Below are 19,233 nucleotides of genomic sequence, written 5' to 3'. Positions count from 1 at the left end.
GGCGATAGCTGGACCTGAGAAGGGCAGCTTCAATACAATTTCTTGCGAGACTAATGAGCAATACGGCCACATCCTTTTTCACGTCCCCATTTATTTCGACGCTCATCGTTCCGTTACTTCTGTTGCTTGCGTTTGTTTTTGTGCGGTGGAGGAGTGGGTCAGCCAATATCCTGCTGGATCGGATTTGGCGGGTAGTCGCGGGCAAACGGGAGGTTGAGGATCCGTCGATTCTTCGACATTTGCAGGAAATGCATGATCTGGAGGCCTTTTGCTTTCGTCATGGCATCAGGGTTGGCCGCTTAGGTGATGCGCGAAACTTGGTGTGGTTCGCCGATTCAAAGAGGATACCGATGAGGGATTTCTCAAGGGCTGCGCCTTGGGTGGACGTCACTCATCCAAATTTTGTAAGACCGCCGTCGCTTAGGCAGAGCGTCGGCATGTACGTGATCTTTGGTGTTTTGCTTGGGCTTGCCGCTGTTATCGTAAGCGCTGGTGAAAGTCGATCAGCTATGTTGACCACGCAGGGAAGCCGGGTCACCTTCCTCGCCGATTCGGATGGGATTAGGTCCCCCGCTAGTTTCGAAATCTCCGCTTTTGGGCGGTCACTCATGTCAACTTGGACCGTATCGACTTCGACGTGCAAGAGTGACCCCCTGGCGTTAGTCCGAGCTGCAGCCTTTACGGAGAGCGAATCAAAAGCAATCTGCTCGTCAATGCTTGACGGGAGCTTGAGCGATCAGATTCGTAAGAGCGTGGCCTTTCAGCGTCAAGCGGCGGGTGTCGCTGCATTGGTAGTCATGACATGCGCATCGATGTTGCTGCTTCACGTCCTTCGCGGCGTGAATGCAAGAAGACTGCTGAAGCGAATTGTAGATGCGCAGGCAAACTGAACGCCGTTGAGCTTTGCTTCGTATCTCTAGTTGTCGAGGGCGGGGGGGCGCGAAAGCCCTAAGTCCTCGACGTATGATTCTTTGCAAATTGCCACTCCGCCCTAGTCGTAGCAACAGGTTTCTTGAGATTGTTGCAGGGCTGAATTTGATAGTTTTTTTGTGAGTCGTTGGAAATTCGGATTTCTATCCTGCTGATTTTTAGACTGTTTTTTGAAATTCTGGCGGAGGCGGTGAGATTCGAACTCACGGAAGGGTTACCCCTTCGCTGGTTTTCAAGACCAGTCCATTAAACCACTCTGGCACGCCTCCGAGGCGTTGCGCACGACCGAATGTCGTGGCACGAGATGCCGTCTGGGATGACGGCTTTTGAGATGCGTGCGGTCCGGAGGAATCGGCGTCGGTATTCCCACGCAGACCGGTACCGCACGGCAGCGCGCATTATACCCGCTCGGCTCACGATGTGAAGCCCACGACGCAGCAAAATCGCCTCACACCCCGCTTAAATACAAGAGTTCCCCCGTCTCCCCCTTGTTTTGTCCGCCTCCGGCATGCATCATGCTTCAAGACGTGCGGTGACCGCTCCCGGCGTACCGTGCGAGGCCAGACATGACCCGGAGACACCGCATGGATGCCGATACCTCCCGCGACCACGCCCGCGAGACGTCGAATGACGCCAGTGGCGAGCGCGCGACTCCCATCCCGAACGACACCCCAACCAACGCCTCCGCCCCCTTCGCCTGGCAGATTCCCACGCTCTATAACATCGGCGTCGATGTCTGCGATAAATGGGCCGATGGCTCGAATCGCCTCGCGCTGATTCATGAGAGCAGCGACGGCGTTCACGTTAGGCTGACGTTCGATGTTCTGAAACAACTCTCCAACCAACTCGCCAACGAATGGCGCGCCAACGGCGTTAAAGCAGGCGACCGCATCGGTATCTTCCTGCCGCAGTCGCCCGCCACGCTCGTCGCCCACGTTGCTGCCTACAAGCTCGGCGCCATCGCTGTGCCGCTCTTCACGCTGTTCGGCCCCGAAGCGCTCGCCTATCGCCTGCAAAATTCAGGCGCCGCCGTGCTCGTCACCGACCTCGCCAGCATTGGCAAGATCGACGACATTCGTGGCGAATTGCCCGACTTGCGGCTCGTCTACGTCGTTCACGACGACCTGCCCGAAGTCCATCACCATGTCTCGGATGAGGAAGACTGGGGTGTGGCGGAAGATGGCCTGCTCGCCCTCTGGCCCGCCATCGTGCGACGGGAAACCGAGTTCGAACCCGTCCAGACGCGCGCCGACACGCCCGCGCTGATCATCTATACCTCCGGCACCACCGGCAAACCCAAAGGCGCGCTGCATGCGCACCGCGTGTTGTTGGGGCACTTGCCGGGCGTCGAGACGTCGCATAACGGATTCCCCCACGAAGGCGACCTGATCTGGACGCCCGCCGACTGGGCCTGGATCGGCGGCCTGCTGGATGTGCTGCTGCCAGCGCTGCATCACGGCGTGCCCGTGCTTTCGAGACGATTCGAGAAGTTCGACCCGGTGGCTGCCTTCGATTTGATGGCGCGCCACGGCGTGCGCAATACCTTCCTGCCGCCTACCGCGCTCAAGATGCTGCGCACTGTCCCGTCGCCACGCGAGCACTGGCCGCTGCAACTGCGCTCGGTCGCCAGCGGCGGCGAATCGCTCGGGCCGGAATTGCTGGCGTGGGGGCGCGAACACCTCGGCGTCGATATCAACGAGTTCTACGGGCAGACGGAATGCAATATGGTCGTGTCGTCGTGCGCCACGGAGTTTCCGGCGCTGCCCGGCGCCATCGGACGTGCCGTACGCGGCCACGCGGTGACCATCGTCGATGACGACGGCGTGCCGTTGCCGGTCGGCACCATCGGAAACATTGCCATCGCTCGACCCAATCCGGTGATGTTCCTCGGCTATTGGCATAACCCCGACGCCACGATGGACAAATATCGCGGCGATTTTCTGCTAACCGGAGACGCGGGTTTTGTCGACGAGCAGGGCTATATCACTTTCACCGGGCGCTCCGATGACGTGATTACCAGCGCGGGGTATCGCATCGGCCCGGGGCCGATTGAAGACTGTCTGATCCGCCATCCGTCGGTGCAGATCGCCGCCGTGATCGGTGAGCCGGATGAGCTTCGGACGGAAATCGTGAAGGCGTTTGTCGTGCTTCGGGAAGGGTTCGCGCCGTCGGAGGAACTGGCGCGAGAGATTCAGAACTTCGTGAAGACGCGACTCGCCGCGCATGAATATCCGCGCAAGGTCGTCTTTTTGCCGGAATTGCCGATGACCGTCACCGGCAAGATCATTCGGAAGGCGCTTCGGGAAGTGGGGTCCGCGCTGGGGTGAGGGCGCAGCGCGGAGTGCGCGCTAAAGATCGATCGTCAAAATGAAAATGCCGGGCACATCAGTTCAGATGCGCCCGGCATTTCACTTTCTCGTTTAGCGTTTTCAGCTACCCGAGCGGTCCAAAAACATCCCTTGCAGGTCGTTCAGGAATCGTTGCCCCATCTCGGTCGGGGCAATGCGTTGCGGATCATCGACCAGCAAACCCTTTTCGACACCCGCCGTCAACGCCTTCGCAATGCGCGACATCGGCATGCCGGTACGATCTGCGAACAACTCGCTTTTCACACCGCCCGTGAGGCGCAGCGCATTGAGCATGAATTCGAACGGCAAATCGCGCGCGTCGACTTCGTTCTCTTCCTGCACTGCGTTGCCTGCGGCAGCAGCTTCCATAAAGCGTTGCGGATGCTTGTGCCGAATCTGGCGCAAGACACGATGCGGGAACGAAATCTTGCTGTGCGCCCCCGCGCCAATGCCCAGATAGTCGCCGAACTCCCAGTAATTCTGGTTGTGCTTGGCGCGTCGATGCGGCTGCGCGTACGCCGACACTTCGTAGTGATCGAACCCGGCCGCCGTCGTGCGCTCGGCAATCCAGTCTTGCATGTCGGCGGCCGTGTCGTCGTCGGGCACGGTCGGCGGATATTTGTGGAATTGCGTGTTCGGTTCGAGCGTCAGGTGATACAGCGACAAGTGCGGCGGCGAGAACGACAGCGCCGTCTCCACGTCCTGCTGACATTGCGCAAGCGTCTGGTTCGGCAGCGCGTACATCAGGTCGAGGTTGAAGTTGTCGAAGTTCGCCTGCGCAATCTCGATGGCATGACGTGCTTCGTCACCATCGTGAATACGCCCGAGCGCCTTCAGATGTTCGCTGTTGAAGCTCTGAATACCGATCGACAGCCGGTTGATACCGCTCGCCCGGAAGCTGCGGAATTTGTCGGCTTCGAACGTGCCCGGGTTCGCCTCCATGGTGATCTCGGCGTCGGCATCCAGCGGCAGCAACGCGCGCAAGTCGGAGAGCAACCGGTCGAGACCTTCCGCCGACAGCAGGCTGGGCGTGCCGCCACCGATGAAAACGGTATGCACCGGACGGCCCCACACGAGCGGCAACGCCTGTTCCAGATCTTGACGCAATGCGTCGAGGTAAGCCTGCTCGGGGAAGGCTTGCGCGCCGCCCGCACCACGCCACTCATGCGAGTTGAAGTCGCAATACGGGCACTTGCGCACACACCACGGGAAATGCACGTACAGCGACATCGGCGGCAAGGCCGGCAGGCTGATCTTGCCGGGCCGCAGGAAGTTCTGCACGGGCAACGTGGAATCACTCATACCGCTCACGCCTCCCGGCCCAGCTTTTCAAGCAGCACGCGCAGCGCACGGGCGCGGTGGCTATGGGCGTTCTTGACGGCGGGATCCAATTCGGAGGCAGTTTGATTCAGCGAACGAATCAGGAAGTGCGGGTCGTAGCCGAAACCGTGCGTGCCGCGCGGCGTGTCGACGATTTCGCCATCCCAGCGTCCTTCGGCAATGATCGGTTGCGGATCTTCGGCATGACGCACCAGCACCAGCGCGGCGAAGTAATACGCGTCGCGATAGCCCGGTGTGTCGGCGTGCGGTGCGAGTTGTTCGATCAGATGCTTATTGTTCGCGGCATCCGACTTCTCGCGGCCCGCGCGTGCGGCATAGCGCGCCGAATACACGCCCGGCGCACCGCCGAGAATCGGCACACACAGCCCCGAGTCATCAGCCAGTGCGGGCAGGCCGGTCGCGGCTGCTGCGTGACGGGCTTTGGTCAGCGCGTTCTCGATGAAGGTCACATGCGGTTCTTCCGCTTCGGACACGCCGAGCATGCCCTGAGGCACCAGCTCAATGCCGAGCGGCTCGAACAGCGACGCGAACTCGCGCAGCTTGCCCGGGTTGTTCGACGCGAGGACGATTTTCTGCATCGCCATCGTTACACTCCCAGCGCGCGCTTTTGCGCTTCGATCAACTGGCGGATACCCGCGTCAGCCAGATCGAGCAGCACATTGCTTTGTTCACGCGTGAACGGAGCACCTTCTGCCGTGCCTTGAATTTCCACGAAACCGCCTTCGCTCGTCATGATGACGTTCATGTCGGTGTCGCAGGCGGAATCTTCGGCGTAGTTCAGATCGAGGACCGGCTGGCCTTGATACAGCCCAACCGACACGGCGGCCACATGGGCGCGGATGGGCGAGGCTGCGAGCTTGCCGTCGGCAATCAGTTTCGACACGGCATCGTGCGCAGCGACGAACGCGCCGGTGATCGAGGCGCAACGCGTGCCGCCATCGGCCTGAATGACGTCGCAATCGATCTGGATGGTGCGCGGGCCGAATTTCTCGAGATCGAACACGGCGCGCAGCGAGCGGCCGATCAGGCGTTGAATCTCTTGCGTGCGGCCGCTTTGCTTGCCGCGTGCGGCTTCGCGGTCGCTACGGGTGTGCGTGGCGCGCGGCAGCATGCCGTATTCGGCAGTGAGCCAGCCTTGACCGGAATCGCGCAGGAAGCCCGGCACCTTTTCTTCGACGCTGGCGGTGCAGATAACCTTGGTTTCGCCGCACTCGACGAGAACCGAACCTTCGGCGTAACGGGTGTACTGGCGGGTGATGCGCACGGGGCGCAGTGCGTTGTGCGCACGGCCGTCCGGGCGGGTGATTTGCGTCATGGATGAGTGTCCTGCGAGGGTGGATTGATGCGGCAATACCCGAATGGTATCGCTAAATGTGATGCGCTTGGCGCCAGCGGGTCACGCGGCCCGAGTCCGCAGGCAGGCACTAAGGATGATGCAGCGAGGCATCGGGCGTTGCACGGCGCGGCGATTCCCCAGCCCTTCGGCCGGAAAATGCGATAATCGCGTTTCATCCATGCATGCAAAACCGGTTGCTGCATCCGACCCGCTGACAAAGTGTCATGGGCATGTGGTACCGGTCACCCCGATGAAAGACAACAATATCTACAGTATGACCGGCTACGCCAGCGTCACGCGCGACATTGCGCATGCCGATGGAGCCGCAGGCGCGAGCGTGTCGGTCGAATTGCGCACGGTCAATTCGCGCTTCCTCGATCTGGCTTTCCGTATGCCGGAAGAGGCGCGCGCGTGCGAACCGACACTGCGCGAAGGCCTGACCGCCAAGCTCTCGCGCGGCAAGGTCGACATCCGCATTAACGTGCAGCGTCCCGAAAGCGGCGTGAACGGTGCGCTCAATATCGACGCCGTGCGCCAACTCGCCGACCTCGAACAACAAGTGCTCGCGCTGTTCCCCGATGCCGAACGTATGCGCACCGGCGAAATTCTGCGCTGGCCGGGCGTGCTCGGCGAAGAGTCGGTCACGGCCGAAGCCCTGCGCGATGCGGTTATCGACGCCGGACGTGCCGCCATCGGCGACCTCGTCGAAGTGCGTAAGCGCGAAGGTACCCAACTCAAGCAAAGCCTGATTGAGCGTATCGAGCGCATGGAGACGATCCTCACGGGCCTGCAACCGCTGGTGCCGGACCTGATCGCGCGTCATCAACAAAAGATCATCGACCGTCTGCACGAAGCGCTCGGCATCGTGGTTCCCGAAGGTGCCACGGCACCGAGTAAGGAAGAAATTTCGGAGCGTATTCGTCAAGAAGTGACGATGTACGGCGTGCGCATCGACGTGGCGGAAGAACTCACGCGCCTTGATGCTCACCTGAAGGAAACCCGCCACATTCTCGACAAGGGAGGCCTGGTGGGCAAACGGCTGGACTTCATGATGCAAGAGCTCAATCGCGAAGCGAATACGCTCGGCTCGAAGGCCGCCTCGAAAGAACTTGCCGATGCATCGATGGAGCTCAAGCTCTACATCGAGCAGATGCGCGAGCAAGTGCAGAATCTGGAGTAAGTCGCATGTCCCCGCAATCGCCCAACCCGCAAACCGTCTTGCATGCCGAGTATCCCGGCAACTTGTTCATGGTGGTCGCCCCCTCGGGCGCGGGTAAATCCACGCTCGTCAACGCGCTGCTCGCGCAAGACGACGAGATTCGCCTGTCGATCTCGAGCACCACGCGCCCGCCGCGTCCCGGTGAAGAAGACGGCGTGCAGTACCACTTTCTGACGGCGGAAGATTTCGTCGCACGTCGCAAGCAAGGGGAATTCCTCGAGAGCGCGGAAGTGCACGGCAACTACTACGGCACGTCGCGCGTGTGGATCGAAGAGCAGATGCGCGACGGTCACGACGTGTTGCTGGAAATCGACTGGCAGGGCGCGCAGCAGGTGCGCAAACGCTTTACGAATGCGGTCGGCATCTTCATCTTGCCGCCGTCGATCGCTGCGCTCGAAGAGCGTCTGAAGAAGCGCGGTCAGGACGAACCGAATGTCATCACGCGTCGCCTGTTGGCGGCGGGTGGCGAGATGGCCCATGCGCCGGAAGCCGACTTCATCATCATCAATGAAGACTTCCAACGCGCGCTGGCGGAGTTGCAATCGGTGGTCACGGCCACGCGTTTGGGCTTCACATCGCAGCGTGCGCGTCACGAATCACTGTTCATCGAACTCGGCATTCACTCGCCGCAAGACGACGAATAACCCGGCTACTGTATCGCTGCGCGCCAGTGCGCCTTCGCGTTTTACGCGAGCGTTCGCTGGCTGCGATAGAATACGCCCTATATTGAGAAGGAACCTCCTTATGGCCCGAATTACCGTTGAAGATTGCCTGAAACAAATCCCGAATCGCTTCGAGCTCGCACTCGCTGCAACCTACCGCGCCCGCCAACTGGCGCAAGGTCACACGCCGAAGCTCGAGAACAACAAGGACAAGCCGACCGTCGTCGCGCTGCGCGAAATCGCAGCGGGTCAGGTGGGCATCGAGATGCTCAAGAAAGTGCCGCTCTGATTCTCAGGAGACAGCACTGATGCGATGTGACGTTCCGGGCCGCTCGACGATGCAGGTACACGTATGAGTCACGCGAAATCACCGGCCACGTCCATCGCTGCGGATGAACCCAAAGCGGGGGAGCCCAAGCCCGAGCGCAAGAAGAAAAAGGGCGAAAGCGCCACGCGGCAGTACATCGACGCACTGCTCGAGCAGTCGTATCGGCACCTCTTCGGGCCGACCGCGACGCCCGAGCAGCCGCGTAAGCACGAAGTCGTTTCCATTGCCCGTCTGAAGGGCATGCTGGGGGAATACCTCAAGGAAAGCGAACTCGCGCAAATCAAAGAAGCCTTCCAGTTCAGCGACGAAGCCCACTTGGGCCAATATCGCCAGAGCGGACAGCCTTACATCACCCATCCCGTTGCCGTTGCCGAGATCTGTGCCGAGTGGAAGCTCGACGCACAGTCGATCATGGCTGCGCTGCTGCATGACGTGATGGAAGACCAGGGCGTGACGAAGGCCGAACTCGCTGAGCGGTTCGGTCCCAAAGTCGCCGAACTGGTCGACGGTTTGTCGAAACTCGACAAGATGGAGTTTCGCAGCCGCGAGGAAGCGCAGGCCGAGAGCTTTCGCAAGATGCTGCTCGCCATGGCGCGCGACGTGCGCGTCATCCTCGTCAAGCTCGCCGACCGGCTGCACAACATGCGCACGCTGGGCGTCACCTCGACCGAGAAGCGTCGACGTGTGGCGCGCGAAACGCTCGACATCTATGCGCCCATCGCCCACCGGCTGGGCCTAAACAATACCTATCGCGAACTTCAGGATCTGAGCTTCGCGAATTACCATCCGCGTCGTTACGCCGTGCTCGACAAGGCCGTGAAGGCCGCGCGCGGCAACCGGCGCGAGGTGGTGGGCAAGATTCTCGACGCGGTCGAGAAAGCCCTCAAGGAAGGCGGCGTGAGCGCCGACGTCTTTGGCCGTGAGAAGACGCTTTTCAGCATCTACAACAAGATGCAGGAAAAGCAGCTGTCGTTCTCGCAAGTGCTCGACGTCTATGGCTTCCGTATCGTCGTGGAATCGAATCCGCAGTGTTATCTCTCGCTCGGCGTGCTGCACGCGCTGTACAAGCCGGTGCCGGGCAAGTTCAAGGATTACATCGCGATTCCGAAGGTCAACGGCTATCAGTCGTTGCACACGACGCTCGTCGGCCCCTTCGGCACACCCATCGAATTCCAGATTCGTACCCGCCACATGCATGAAATTGCCGAGGCGGGCGTGGCGGCGCACTGGCTGTACAAGAACGGCGGCGCCGACATGAACGATGTGCAGAAGTACGCGCATCAATGGCTGCAATCGCTGCTCGACATCCAGAGCGAAACCGGCGATTCCACCGAATTCCTCGAACACGTCAAGATCGACTTGTTTCCCGATGCGGTCTACGTCTTCACGCCCAAGGCGCGCATCATGGCGCTGCCGCGCGGCGCGACGGCACTCGACTTTGCCTACACGGTGCACAGCGATCTGGGCAACCAGTGCGTCGCCGTCAAGATCAACAACGAACTGCTGCCGCTGCGCACGGAGTTGAAGAACGGCGACATCGTCGAAGTCATCACGGCACCTTATTCGAAGCCCAACCCCGCGTGGCTGGGCTTTGTGCGTACGGGCAAGGCGCGCTCGGCGATCCGTCATTACCTCAAGACGATGCGTTTCGCCGAGTCGGTGCAGCTTGGCGAACGTCTGGTCGAGCAAGCCTTGAAGGGCTACGGCCTCACGATGAGCGAGATTTCCCCGGAAATCTGGGAGAAGCTCGCGCAGTGGACCGGTAACAAAGATCGTCAGGACATCTTCGCGGACATCGGCCTCGGCCGTCGTGTCGCGGCGGTGATGGCTAAGCGCTTGGCCGTGCTCACGTCGGGCAAGGAAGGCGAGAACGACGATAGCCCGGATGATCCGGACGCCCCGCGCTCAGGCGAGGAGAACGTCGGCCCACCGGTGCTGATTACCGGCACCGAAGGCATGTCGGTGCAGTTCTCGGCGTGCTGCCGTCCGATTCCGGGCGACGCGATCATGGGCTATATCGGTATCGGTCTGGGCATGGCGATTCACACGACCGATTGCCCGGTCGCGCGCCGTATCCACCGCAAAGACCCGACACGCTGGATCGATGTGGCATGGGCACCGCTGCCGGGCCGTCTGTTCGACGTCGGCATCAAGGTGCTGGTGCATCACAACCGTGGTGTGTTCTCGCGTGTGGCGGCCGATATCACGGCGTCGGACGCCAATATCGTGCACATCGGCATGGATGAAGTGGTGCCGGACGAATCGGCCACGCTGCGTTTCCTGATTCAAGTGAGCGACCGGGTGCACCTGGCCAACGTGATGCGCCGTATCCGCGTGAATCCTGATGTGATGCGGGTGGCCCGCGAACGTCCGAGCGAGCGGCATCAGGAAGAATTGCACGCCAATCACGCGATGCGCATTACGCGCGAACGCGGCCAGTACTGACGAAAAAACGCCGACGCATGCCCAGTGACACTGCGTCGGCGTTTCGTTGAATTCCCTTTGAAATGTCAGTCTGCGGTCATTCCGACGGCGGATAGCGCACGTCCAGAATTTCGATCTGTTCGAGGCCCGCTGGCGTGCGCAACGGCACGGTGTCGCCAACCTTGGCCTTGGTGATCGCGCGCGCCATCGGCGAAATCCAGCTGACGCGGCCGCGGTCGAGGTCAACCTCGTCGATGCCGACGATCATGATGGTGTGTTCATCGCCCTTGCCGTCGGCATAGGTGACTTCCGCGCCGAAGAACACCTGATCGACGTTCTCCTGCCGACGGGTGTCGACGACTTCGGCGTTGTCCAGACGCTTTGTAAGAAAGCGAATGCGGCGGTCGATTTCGCGCAGGCGGCGCTTGCCGTAGATGTAGTCGCCATTCTCCGAGCGGTCGCCATTCGAGGCAGCCCACGACACGATCTTCACGACTTCGGGACGTTGATTGTCGATCAGGTCCAGCAACTCGTCTTTCAGCCGCTGATAGCCCGCCGGCGTTATGTAATTCTTCGCGCCCGCCGGAATGGCGGGCGCGCCAGCTTCGAGATCGTCATCGTCGTCGCCGTTGTCTTCTTTGACGAATGCTTTGTTCATGAGCCTAAGCGCACCGTCGTGGCGCGCAATAAAAAGCGTTTCGGGATCCCTGCATTATAGGAGCCTTGCGGCGTGGCATTGCGAGCGATGCGTCATGACCCGGCCCGCAATGTCCTCTACAATCGGTCATCCTTCCCCCCAACACACCCGCAGGAGCATCGTGTCATGACCGAGTCCTCCAGTCCTTTCCTCGCCGTGCTCAAGCCGCACACGAGCGATATCGGCGCTTTCACCGTGCAACGCAGCTTGCCGAGCCTGCCGTTTAAAACGGTCGGGCCGTTCATCTTCTTCGATCACATGGGGCCTGCGACGCTCGCCCCCGGGCAGGGCATGGACGTGCGCCCGCACCCGCACATCGGGCTGGCGACCGTGACGTATCTGTTCGATGGCGAAATCGAGCACCGCGACAGCCTCGGCAGCGATCAGCGCATCACCCCGGGCGCGGTGAACTGGATGACCGCCGGGCGAGGCATCGTGCACTCCGAGCGCACCCCGCCTGATGTGCGCGAGCGCGGTGGCGACGTGCACGGCATCCAGACTTGGGTGGCGCTGCCGCAAGCCGACGAGGAGACCGAGCCGTCGTTCTCGCACCATGACGCCTCGTCGTTGCCCGATATCTTTGCGCCGGGCGTGCATATGCGACTGATTCTCGGCAAAGCATTTGGTGAAACGTCGCCGGTGAAGGTGTTTTCGCCGATCTTTTACCTTGCCGTCGATATGGAGCCGTGTGCGGCGTTCGTGTTGCCACCGGAGTACGAGCAACGTGCCGTCTACACGGTACAGGGCGAAGTGACGGTGAACGGCGAGTTGCTATCGGAGCAAACCATGGGCGTTCTCGCGCCCGGTAGCGACGTGAATATCGTGGCAGGCGACAAGCCCGCGCGGTTGATGCTGTTGGGTGGGGCACCGCTCGATGGCGACCGCTTCATCTTCTGGAACTTCGTGTCGTCGAGCCGCGAGCGTATCGAGCAGGCCAAGACCGCATGGATGGCGCAGGAGATGGGCCACGTGCCCGGTGAAACGGAATGGATTCCGATTCCTGAGCGTAAGCCTGCGGCGAAGTAAGTCAGTTGCCTGTTAAAAAGCCCGCTGTCGGAGCACTCCGCAGCGGGCTTTTTCGCTCAGCGGCGATTCGCTGCGCTAACTAAGCGCTCAACACGATCACCGAGCAGCGCCGCTCTTCGAGCAGACGATGCGAGACGGCGCCGAAATTCAGTCGATCGCCGAAACGCGGCTGCACGCCCAGCACGAGCAGGTTGTGCTTGCCGTGGTGAATCTGATGCAGCACCGCATCGTCGACCTTTCCGCCTGCGAGCAAGCGCGTGCGCAGCTTTACGCCGTTGCGCTCGGCTAGTGCGTGCAGATTCTCAAGCATGGCGGCTTCAGCCGCATCGGGACGCAGCGACCGTGGCCGCCACCGCTTGTGCATCATGCCCGGCGCGGTGCGCGCGGAAACATGCAGCGCCGTGACATGGGCGTTGGCAGCGCGTGCGAGGGTGATCGCCAGTTCAGCCGCGTGGCGGGAATAGTCCGTTCCTGAGACCGGTACGAGGATATCGAGCGGCGCGTCAGGCGTGCGGGCATGGTCGCCGTGGGCCAGCACGATGGCAATGGCGCCATCGAACGCTTTGGTGAGCGGCAGCACGCCGGTTGGCAAGGGCAACGGCGGGACGTCGGAGTCGGATTCTTCGCCGTCTGCATCGAAGCCCGCGATCACGAAGCCGTAGCCCTTACCGATTTCATCTGAGATGCGCGTCGCTTCGTGGCTCGTATCGGATTGCGCAGCCTGCTGGTCCCGCGCCGCATCGGACGGATCGCTCGCAACGAAATCGCCTTCTTGCGTGGCGTCGCTCACGCGCTTGTCGTCGTGCGCTTCGCCGACGGGTTCATGTTTGGGTGCGGTTTCGGCGTTACCTTCAGCATCGTCGACCGGGCCATGTGGCAATTCTGGTGTCTTTTGCGGAGCGTCGCCGGTCCGTTCGCGAAGCACCAACCGCTCGGCTTCGCGTCGCACCGCCGTGCGCGCCTTATCGTCATCGGCCTTTGCTTCGTTGTCGTCATCGACGCCCGGTGTCCCCGGTGCACGGGGCACGGCAAGCATGGCGGCCTTCAGCGCGATTGTGTAGGCATCTTGCGAGGCCGCTTCCTCGCTGTCGTCCGAATCGGTCGCGCCGGTCGACGCATCCGACTTACGGTTGCGATTCCCGTCCGGAGAGGGCGCCAGCACCGTCGTCAACGTGCCGCGCACACCCGCCGTCAGGCCCGCAATACGTGCAGCGAAGCGGCCATTGGCGCTACCGTCCACCGCCGCCAGAATGCGCTCGACATTCGGCAGGAAATCCTTCTCCTCAGCCGCTTCTTTCTCGAGCCGGGCCTTCTCCTCGGGCGATAGCGGAATGCGCACGAGCGCGCGCCGCAGCACGGGCGGCATGATCAGCGTGGTGATCAGCGCCATGATCACCACCATCGTGAACAAGTCCTTGCTCAGCACGCCGAGCGACAGCCCGATACTCGCCACGATGATCTCGGTCGACCCGCGCGCGTTCATGCCCGTGGCAAGCGCGAGCGCTTCCGCCGACGACATGCCACCCAGTCGTCCGCCCAAGAAGCACCCGCTGAATTTGCCGATGCTGGCGATCAGAATCAGCCCGGCGACGAGACCCAACATGCGCCAGTCGAACAGAATGGTCAGATCGACGGACAAGCCCGCCACGCCAAAGAACACCGGTGCGAAGAGCGCGACGATCAGGCCGCGCAGTTGCGCTTCGATCTGCTCGGTGAGGATGGGCGATTGTCCGATCATCACGCCCGCCATGAATGCGCCGAGCGCCGTGTGCACGCCAAGCTTGTCGGTCGCGAGCGCCAGCACGAAGGTGATGACGAGAATGGCGCTCAACACCGGCATCTCGCTCGTGAAGCGGTCGTTGGTCCAGCGAATGGCCACGGCCACCGCGCGCTTACCTACCGTGAAGCACAGCACGATGAAGAGCAGGGTGCCGCCGAGACTGAACGACAGGTGGCCGAGGTCGACCGTTCCGCTCGCACCCAGCCCGGCAATGGCCGCGATGATGATCCAGCCCGTGGTGTCGTCGAGAATGGCCGCCGCGAGGATAATCTGCCCGATGTTGCGGCGCAGATAGTCGACTTCCCGAATGACCATCGCCACCACTTTGACCGACGAGATGGAGAGCGCGGTGCCGATGAACAGCGACGTTACCAGCCGCGCCTCGGGGTGAGGCAGGAGGTTGTCGGGCAGATGCCAGCCGAGGGCGAAGCCGCACGCGAACGGAATGATCATGCCGCCTGCCGACGCGAAGATCGCCATGCGCTTCATGCGTCGCACCAGACCGAGGTCGGTTTCCAGCCCAGTCGATAGCAAAAGCAGCAGCACACCTAGCTCGGATACCGCGTCGAGCATCTTTTTCTGCGCTTCGTTATCGGGAAAGATGGCGTGCTGCCAAGCGGGCAGCAAGGCACCGAAGACCGACGGGCCGAGGAGTACGCCCGCGAGCAGTTGGCCCATCACAGCGGGCTGGCGCAGGCGCTGCATGACTTCGCCGAGCAGCCTGCCGACGAGCACCAACAAGAGGAGTTGCGTGAAGAAGATCGCCGTGCCGTGGCCTGCGTGCATGTGCCTCCCAGCGTGTCATGCGACGGCGCGCAGCGCTCAATGTGGCGCTCGTTGGCGATGACGGCCGGGACGGGAACCCGGCGCGCTCGCGCGCGTCCGTATCGATATGCCCAGTTTTGCGATTACCATGCGCTATGCCTGCATCAAGCAAGTCATGCTATTTCTGCCCATTCATGCGCATTCACGCATTAGGCAAAGCGGCCGTCAGTCATAGAAGTCAGTCATAGAAAATCGCACGAACCAACGGCCACCATTCACGCAATTTACCACGCTCTATAGGTCATATGATCGACACCAACCTCGCCAGTTTCGACGACGACGTGCTGGCCGTCTCGCATCAAGTGCCCGTGCTCGCCGATTTCTGGGCCCCGTGGTGCGGCCCCTGCAATGTGCTCGGGCCGTTGCTCGAAAAGCTCGAAGCCGAGGCACAGGGGCGCCTGCGGCTCGTGAAAATCAACGCCGACGAGAATCCCCAGCTTTGTGCCGATTACGGCGTGCGCAGCCTGCCCACGGTGGTCGCGTTCGTCGATGGAGAGCCGGTCGATCAGTTTGTCGGTGCGTTGCCCGAAGGCCAGTTGCGCGCGTTTATCGAACGCATCGTGCCGAACCCCGCCGAAATGGCGCGTCAGGTGGCCCGTCAGGCCATTGCCGAAGGCAATCCGTCGGTCGCGCGCGACGCGCTGCAAGCGGCATTGGCGCTCGACCCGGCACATGACGAAATTCGACTCGATCTGGTCGATGTGCTCATCGAAATGGACGATCTCGCAGGCGCACGCACGGAACTCGCCCTGATTTCACCCCGCACGGCGGCAGGCGGCAATGCGCGCATTGCTGCGCTGGAGACGCGCTTGGCAGCGGCCGAACAGGCAAGCCACTTGCCGCCGGCCGCGCAATTGCTGCCACGTGTGCAAGCCGAGCCGGATAATCTGCAAGCGCGACTGGATCTGGCGAATCGCTATCTGGCGGATCACGCGTACGAGCAGGCGCTTGAAACGTTGTTGGGCATCGTGCAGCGTGATCGCACGTTTGGCGACGACGTTGGCCGCAAATCGATGCTCGCCGTGTTCGACGCGCTCGGCGGCACCGACCCGGCGACAGTCGCCGCTTGGCGTCGCAAACTGAGCGCTGCGCTCAATTGATTTCCCGAGTTCATCTTCATACCCATCATTAGACCGATGACTGCACCTGAACTAATTACCTTCGCGCCCGAACAAGCGGGCGAAGCCGTGTTCGATCACCCCGCCGAGGCCCGCCGCGTGAGCGGCAATCCGCAGCGCGTCACGCGCCAGTTCTATACCGACGCGCTTGGCGAATTCGATTGCGGCGAGTGGACCTGTGAGCCGGGGGCTTGGCGCATCGCATTCGGCCCGCATCGGCAGGAGTTTTTCTCGGTGATCGAAGGGCGCATTCGGATCAGCGACGATCAAGGCAACGGCTCGGAGTTCGGCCCCGGCGATGCCTGCGTGATTCCGGCGGGCTTCGAGGGCGTGTTCGAAGTCATTGAGCCCGTGCGCAAGCACTTCGTGATGCTCGATCGCAAGGTCACGGTATGACGCGACTCATCTTCTTCTGCGGCCACGCCGGCGCTGGCAAGACCACACTGGCCAAGCGCCTGATTCGCCCGCTGATCGAGCGCAGCGGCGAGGCGTTCTGTCTGCTGGACAAAGACACGCTGTATGGCGCGTTCAGCGCATCGGTGATGGGCGCGCTGACGGGCAACCCGAATGACCGCGATAGCCCGCTGTATCTGCAAACGTTGCGCGAGCCGGAGTACTACGGGCTGTTGGAGACGGCGCGCGAGAATTTGCGGCTTGGCGTGAATGTGCTGGTGGTCGGGCCGCTCTCGCGCGAGTTGCGCGAGGGGTTGCTGTTCGATCGCGGCTGGCTGGAAGTGGATGACGACGTCGGCGTGCACGTCGTCTGGGTCGATCTCGATGAAGACAGCGCGAAAGCCCGCATCGTGAGCCGTGCCAACCCCAACGATGCTTACAAACTCGCGCACTGGGACGAGTATCGCGTGCGCCGCTTTCTGCCACCTGCCGCCGCTTTCCCCGGCCTGGTGCGCTTCGACAATACGGCGCCGACGGCTGACGACGACGAACGGTTGTTGCAGACACTGCTGGCGCAGACGCGCTAACGTCGATGGCGGGACAGGCGTAGGGGGCCGAGGGGAATAGTCCGAAAAGGCTGCACAGGCCGTAGGCGCTGGCCCGGCGCATTGCTAAGGTGCGACTTTCCCCGTCCCCTTATCGAGTGCGCCGCCATGACTCTCTTCTTTCGTTTCGTGCTTGCCGCCGGGTTGGGGCTAGCCAGCTTTGCCTCCCTCAATGCATACGCGTCGGGCACCTCCGATGCAGAACCCACCCTAACGGCCGTTTCCCCAACGCTGGAGCGCATTCGACAACGCGGGCGCATCGAACTCGGTTATCGGCAGTCCGCCGTCCCTTTCTCCTTCGTTGACCACAAAGACCAGCCGACAGGGCTGGCGTGGGCGCTTTGTCAAAAAATCGTCCCGGCAATCCAGCGAGAACTCGCCATGCCGCAGTTGGAGCGCGTACCGGTGCGGGTGATCGAGCAAATGCGGGCACCGCTCGTCAAAGGGGAGGCCATCGATATCGACTGTGCGCCGTCGACGCTAACGGCCGAGCGTGCCGAACAGGTGGCGTTCAGCGTGCCGTATTACGCCGCCCATGTGCGGCTGATGGTGCGGCGTGGCAGCGGTATCGGGTCGATCGATGCCATGCGGGGTCTGCGGCTCGTGGTGGTGCAGGGCACGACGGCCGAGCGTCTGGTGCGAGCGCGTCAGGCGCAGGTTGGGTTTCAGTTGCTGATGGCCCGCGACTACGACGAAGCGTTCCATCTGTTGCGTGACCGGCGCGTGCAGGCCATGGCGTTGGACGACGTTCTGCTTCAAGGTTTGCGCACCACGACCAAGCGGCCCGACGCCTTCCGCGTGGTCGGCCCGCCCCTATCGGACGCCCCCGAGTACTACGCACTCGTCTTGCGCCGTGACGATCCCGCTTTCAAGGCGCTCGTCGATGCCGCACTCATGGACATCTTCCGAAGCGGTGAAATGGCTCGCCTGCAAGGCCGCTGGTTCCAGAACCCGACACCGCCGCATGGGGTGAATCTGCACATGCTGCCGTCGCCCGAGGTTCAGGCGCTTTGGGAGGTCGGAGCGGAGGCCGGACGGCAGGAATGATGCCCGGCATAAGCTAATGACAAAACTGGCTTTGCTCCGAATGGCAGAAATCTGTAAATTGCTATCGTGCTGTTAATGCGATAGGAATTTGCTGTGAACCGTTTCACTGAATTGAATTGGAAAGTTGCCGCCCGCCGTGTGGCCCTGAGCCTGTCGGTGGGCGTTGCCGTTTTGGGCGCTATCTCGACCGCGCCGTCGGCCCTCGCCGCACCGGCCAAGGCCGCTAAGGCAGACGCTGCCGTCGTCGCATTGCCGAAGATCCACGGCGATCTGACGGGCACGCTCAAGAAAATCCACGACACGGGGCTCATCACGCTGGGTTACCGCGAAGCCGCGATCCCGTTTGCGTACGTGAACGACAAGGGCAAGCCGGTCGGTTACACCATGGACCTGTGCTACGCCGTGGTCGATGCGGTCAAGTCGGCGCTCAATATGCCGAACCTGAAAGTGCGCGAGATGTCGATCACGCCGCAGAACCGCATTCCGCTGGTGAAGAACGGTACGGTCGATCTGGATTGCGCGCCGAACACCATCACGCCGGAACGTGCGGAACAAGTGGGCTTCAGCAATCCGTACTACGTGTCGGAAGTGCGCCTGCTGGTCAACAAGAAGGACAACATTCGCGGTCTGGACGATCTGAAGGGCCAGAATCTCGTGGCTTCGGCGGGCTCGACCGGTGAGCGTTTGGCACGCATTCAAGCGGACAAGGGCGGTTTTCGCGTGATTCCGGCGCGTGACCATGGTGAATCGATGATGACGCTCGAAACCGGCCGCGCCAAGGCGTTTGCGCTCGACGACGTGCTGCTCGCTGGCCTGCGTGCCACGGCGCGCGAACCGGGCGACTTCGACATCGTCGGCGCGCCGCTCGAAACCGAACTCAACGCGTTGATGCTGCGTCGCGACGACCCGCAATTCAAGAAGTTCGTCGATACGACGCTGGCACACGTGTTTAGCTCGGGTGAGATTCGCGACATTCAGCGCAAGTGGTTCCAGCAGCCGATTCCGCCGCGTAACGTGAATCTGAACCTCGAGCCGAGCAAGGAAGTGATCGAGGTCTGGCGCGAAGGCTCGAAAGTGACCGAGTGACGCGTCATCGGGCGCGGGCAGCGCTACTCGTTGCGCCCGCCCGAAGCCTTTAAAACCCGTACCAACGC

The 19,233-nt window shown here is 61.8% G+C and carries 17 protein-coding genes and 1 tRNA gene; 12 read left to right on the top strand and 6 right to left on the bottom strand.

Annotated elements, in window-relative coordinates:
• Positions 1-53 precede the first annotated feature (53 nt).
• The gene (locus tag PPN31114_RS26650) at positions 54-890 is read left to right on the top strand and encodes a DUF6216 family protein (protein ID WP_370865903.1); all 837 of its coding nucleotides are present in this window, start codon (positions 54-56) and stop codon (positions 888-890) included.
• Between the two features lie 219 nt (positions 891-1,109).
• Here PPN31114_RS26650 and PPN31114_RS19560 read toward each other — a convergent pair.
• Positions 1,110-1,199: transfer RNA gene (locus PPN31114_RS19560), tRNA-Ser, on the bottom strand.
• 315 nt (positions 1,200-1,514) lie between these two features.
• On the opposite strand from PPN31114_RS19560, the gene PPN31114_RS19555 reads away from it, so the two are divergent.
• Positions 1,515-3,257 (top strand): acyl-CoA synthetase, encoded by a 1,743-nt coding sequence (locus PPN31114_RS19555; RefSeq protein WP_150681207.1) that lies wholly within the window; start codon positions 1,515-1,517, stop codon positions 3,255-3,257.
• A 102-nt stretch (positions 3,258-3,359) separates the two neighbouring features.
• Here the strand turns inward: PPN31114_RS19555 and hemW are convergent, their stop codons facing one another.
• The 3 genes from hemW to rph are packed head-to-tail and all read right to left on the bottom strand — an operon-like array spanning position 3,360 to position 5,934.
• On the bottom strand, positions 3,360-4,580 hold the full coding sequence (gene hemW, locus PPN31114_RS19550; protein WP_150681206.1) for a radical SAM family heme chaperone HemW: 1,221 nt from the start codon (positions 4,578-4,580) through the stop codon (positions 3,360-3,362).
• Between the two features lie 5 nt (positions 4,581-4,585).
• The gene (rdgB, locus tag PPN31114_RS19545; RefSeq protein ID WP_150681205.1) at positions 4,586-5,203 is read right to left on the bottom strand and encodes an RdgB/HAM1 family non-canonical purine NTP pyrophosphatase; all 618 of its coding nucleotides are present in this window, start codon (positions 5,201-5,203) and stop codon (positions 4,586-4,588) included.
• A gap of 2 nt (positions 5,204-5,205) precedes the next feature.
• Entirely contained in the window at positions 5,206-5,934 is a 729-nt protein-coding gene (gene rph / locus PPN31114_RS19540) for a ribonuclease PH (protein WP_150681204.1), read from the bottom strand.
• Positions 5,935-6,205: 271 nt separating this feature from the next.
• Between rph and PPN31114_RS19535 the strand changes: the two genes are divergently transcribed.
• From PPN31114_RS19535 to PPN31114_RS19520, 4 genes are all read left to right on the top strand, one after another.
• Positions 6,206-7,135 carry a YicC/YloC family endoribonuclease gene (locus tag PPN31114_RS19535; RefSeq protein ID WP_174988257.1) on the top strand — a complete coding sequence of 310 codons (930 nt, stop codon included), beginning with the start codon at positions 6,206-6,208 and terminating at the stop codon, positions 7,133-7,135.
• A 5-nt stretch (positions 7,136-7,140) separates the two neighbouring features.
• The gene (gene gmk, locus PPN31114_RS19530) at positions 7,141-7,818 is read left to right on the top strand and encodes a guanylate kinase (protein WP_150681203.1); all 678 of its coding nucleotides are present in this window, start codon (positions 7,141-7,143) and stop codon (positions 7,816-7,818) included.
• Between the two features lie 100 nt (positions 7,819-7,918).
• Entirely contained in the window at positions 7,919-8,125 is a 207-nt protein-coding gene (gene rpoZ / locus PPN31114_RS19525) for a DNA-directed RNA polymerase subunit omega (RefSeq protein WP_039397582.1), read from the top strand.
• Between the two features lie 63 nt (positions 8,126-8,188).
• Positions 8,189-10,609, top strand: coding sequence for a RelA/SpoT family protein (locus PPN31114_RS19520; protein ID WP_150681202.1), 2,421 nt, complete (start codon positions 8,189-8,191; stop codon positions 10,607-10,609).
• Positions 10,610-10,685: 76 nt separating this feature from the next.
• Here PPN31114_RS19520 and greB read toward each other — a convergent pair whose 3' ends face one another.
• Positions 10,686-11,246 carry a transcription elongation factor GreB gene (gene greB, locus PPN31114_RS19515; protein WP_150681201.1) on the bottom strand — a complete coding sequence of 187 codons (561 nt, stop codon included), beginning with the start codon at positions 11,244-11,246 and terminating at the stop codon, positions 10,686-10,688.
• A gap of 165 nt (positions 11,247-11,411) precedes the next feature.
• Between greB and PPN31114_RS19510 the strand changes: the two genes are divergently transcribed.
• Complete coding sequence (locus PPN31114_RS19510) at positions 11,412-12,311, top strand: pirin family protein (RefSeq protein WP_150681200.1); 900 nt, start codon at positions 11,412-11,414, stop codon at positions 12,309-12,311.
• A gap of 79 nt (positions 12,312-12,390) precedes the next feature.
• Here PPN31114_RS19510 and PPN31114_RS19505 read toward each other — a convergent pair whose 3' ends face one another.
• On the bottom strand, positions 12,391-14,877 hold the full coding sequence (locus tag PPN31114_RS19505) for a cation:proton antiporter domain-containing protein (RefSeq protein ID WP_150681199.1): 2,487 nt from the start codon (positions 14,875-14,877) through the stop codon (positions 12,391-12,393).
• 287 nt (positions 14,878-15,164) lie between these two features.
• Here PPN31114_RS19505 and trxA point away from each other — a divergent pair, with 287 nt between their 5' ends.
• From trxA to PPN31114_RS19480, 5 genes are all read left to right on the top strand, one after another.
• Entirely contained in the window at positions 15,165-16,016 is an 852-nt protein-coding gene (gene trxA, locus PPN31114_RS19500; RefSeq protein ID WP_150681716.1) for a thioredoxin, read from the top strand.
• 36 nt (positions 16,017-16,052) lie between these two features.
• Entirely contained in the window at positions 16,053-16,430 is a 378-nt protein-coding gene (locus PPN31114_RS19495; protein WP_150681198.1) for a cupin domain-containing protein, read from the top strand.
• Positions 16,427-17,014, top strand: coding sequence for a P-loop nucleotide/nucleoside kinase family protein (locus PPN31114_RS19490; protein WP_150681197.1), 588 nt, complete (start codon positions 16,427-16,429; stop codon positions 17,012-17,014). The genes PPN31114_RS19495 and PPN31114_RS19490 overlap by 4 nt, the downstream gene beginning before the upstream one ends.
• A gap of 126 nt (positions 17,015-17,140) precedes the next feature.
• Positions 17,141-18,079, top strand: a complete 939-nt coding sequence (locus PPN31114_RS19485) for an amino acid ABC transporter substrate-binding protein (protein ID WP_150681196.1) — start codon at positions 17,141-17,143, stop codon at positions 18,077-18,079.
• A 93-nt stretch (positions 18,080-18,172) separates the two neighbouring features.
• Positions 18,173-19,165, top strand: a complete 993-nt coding sequence (locus PPN31114_RS19480; RefSeq protein ID WP_246182653.1) for a transporter substrate-binding domain-containing protein — start codon at positions 18,173-18,175, stop codon at positions 19,163-19,165.
• The last annotated feature ends 68 nt before the right edge of the window (positions 19,166-19,233 follow it).

The sequence above is a fragment of the Pandoraea pneumonica genome (assembly GCF_902459645.1).
GTDB lineage: Bacteria > Pseudomonadota > Gammaproteobacteria > Burkholderiales > Burkholderiaceae > Pandoraea > Pandoraea pneumonica.
The sequence above is the reverse complement of the archived record's forward strand: the minus strand, read 5'-3'. Positions and strand labels throughout refer to the sequence as shown.

Bases quoted from the DNA above. Each gene is read 5' to 3' on its own strand.
- rpoZ (WP_039397582.1), top strand. From the start codon at position 7,919: ATGGCCCGAATTACCGTTGAAGATTGCCTGAAACAAATCCCGAATCGC.
- hemW (WP_150681206.1), bottom strand. From the start codon at position 4,580: ATGAGTGATTCCACGTTGCCCGTGCAGAACTTCCTGCGGCCCGGCAAG.
- rph (WP_150681204.1), bottom strand. From the start codon at position 5,934: ATGACGCAAATCACCCGCCCGGACGGCCGTGCGCACAACGCACTGCGC.
- PPN31114_RS19555 (WP_150681207.1), top strand. From the start codon at position 1,515: ATGGATGCCGATACCTCCCGCGACCACGCCCGCGAGACGTCGAATGAC.
- greB (WP_150681201.1), bottom strand. From the start codon at position 11,246: ATGAACAAAGCATTCGTCAAAGAAGACAACGGCGACGACGATGACGAT.
- PPN31114_RS19510 (WP_150681200.1), top strand. From the start codon at position 11,412: ATGACCGAGTCCTCCAGTCCTTTCCTCGCCGTGCTCAAGCCGCACACG.
- PPN31114_RS26650 (WP_370865903.1), top strand. From the start codon at position 54: ATGAGCAATACGGCCACATCCTTTTTCACGTCCCCATTTATTTCGACG.
- rdgB (WP_150681205.1), bottom strand. From the start codon at position 5,203: ATGGCGATGCAGAAAATCGTCCTCGCGTCGAACAACCCGGGCAAGCTG.
- PPN31114_RS19520 (WP_150681202.1), top strand. From the start codon at position 8,189: ATGAGTCACGCGAAATCACCGGCCACGTCCATCGCTGCGGATGAACCC.
- PPN31114_RS19495 (WP_150681198.1), top strand. From the start codon at position 16,053: ATGACTGCACCTGAACTAATTACCTTCGCGCCCGAACAAGCGGGCGAA.
- gmk (WP_150681203.1), top strand. From the start codon at position 7,141: ATGTCCCCGCAATCGCCCAACCCGCAAACCGTCTTGCATGCCGAGTAT.
- PPN31114_RS19490 (WP_150681197.1), top strand. From the start codon at position 16,427: ATGACGCGACTCATCTTCTTCTGCGGCCACGCCGGCGCTGGCAAGACC.
- PPN31114_RS19485 (WP_150681196.1), top strand. From the start codon at position 17,141: ATGACTCTCTTCTTTCGTTTCGTGCTTGCCGCCGGGTTGGGGCTAGCC.
- PPN31114_RS19505 (WP_150681199.1), bottom strand. From the start codon at position 14,877: ATGCACGCAGGCCACGGCACGGCGATCTTCTTCACGCAACTCCTCTTG.
- PPN31114_RS19535 (WP_174988257.1), top strand. From the start codon at position 6,206: ATGAAAGACAACAATATCTACAGTATGACCGGCTACGCCAGCGTCACG.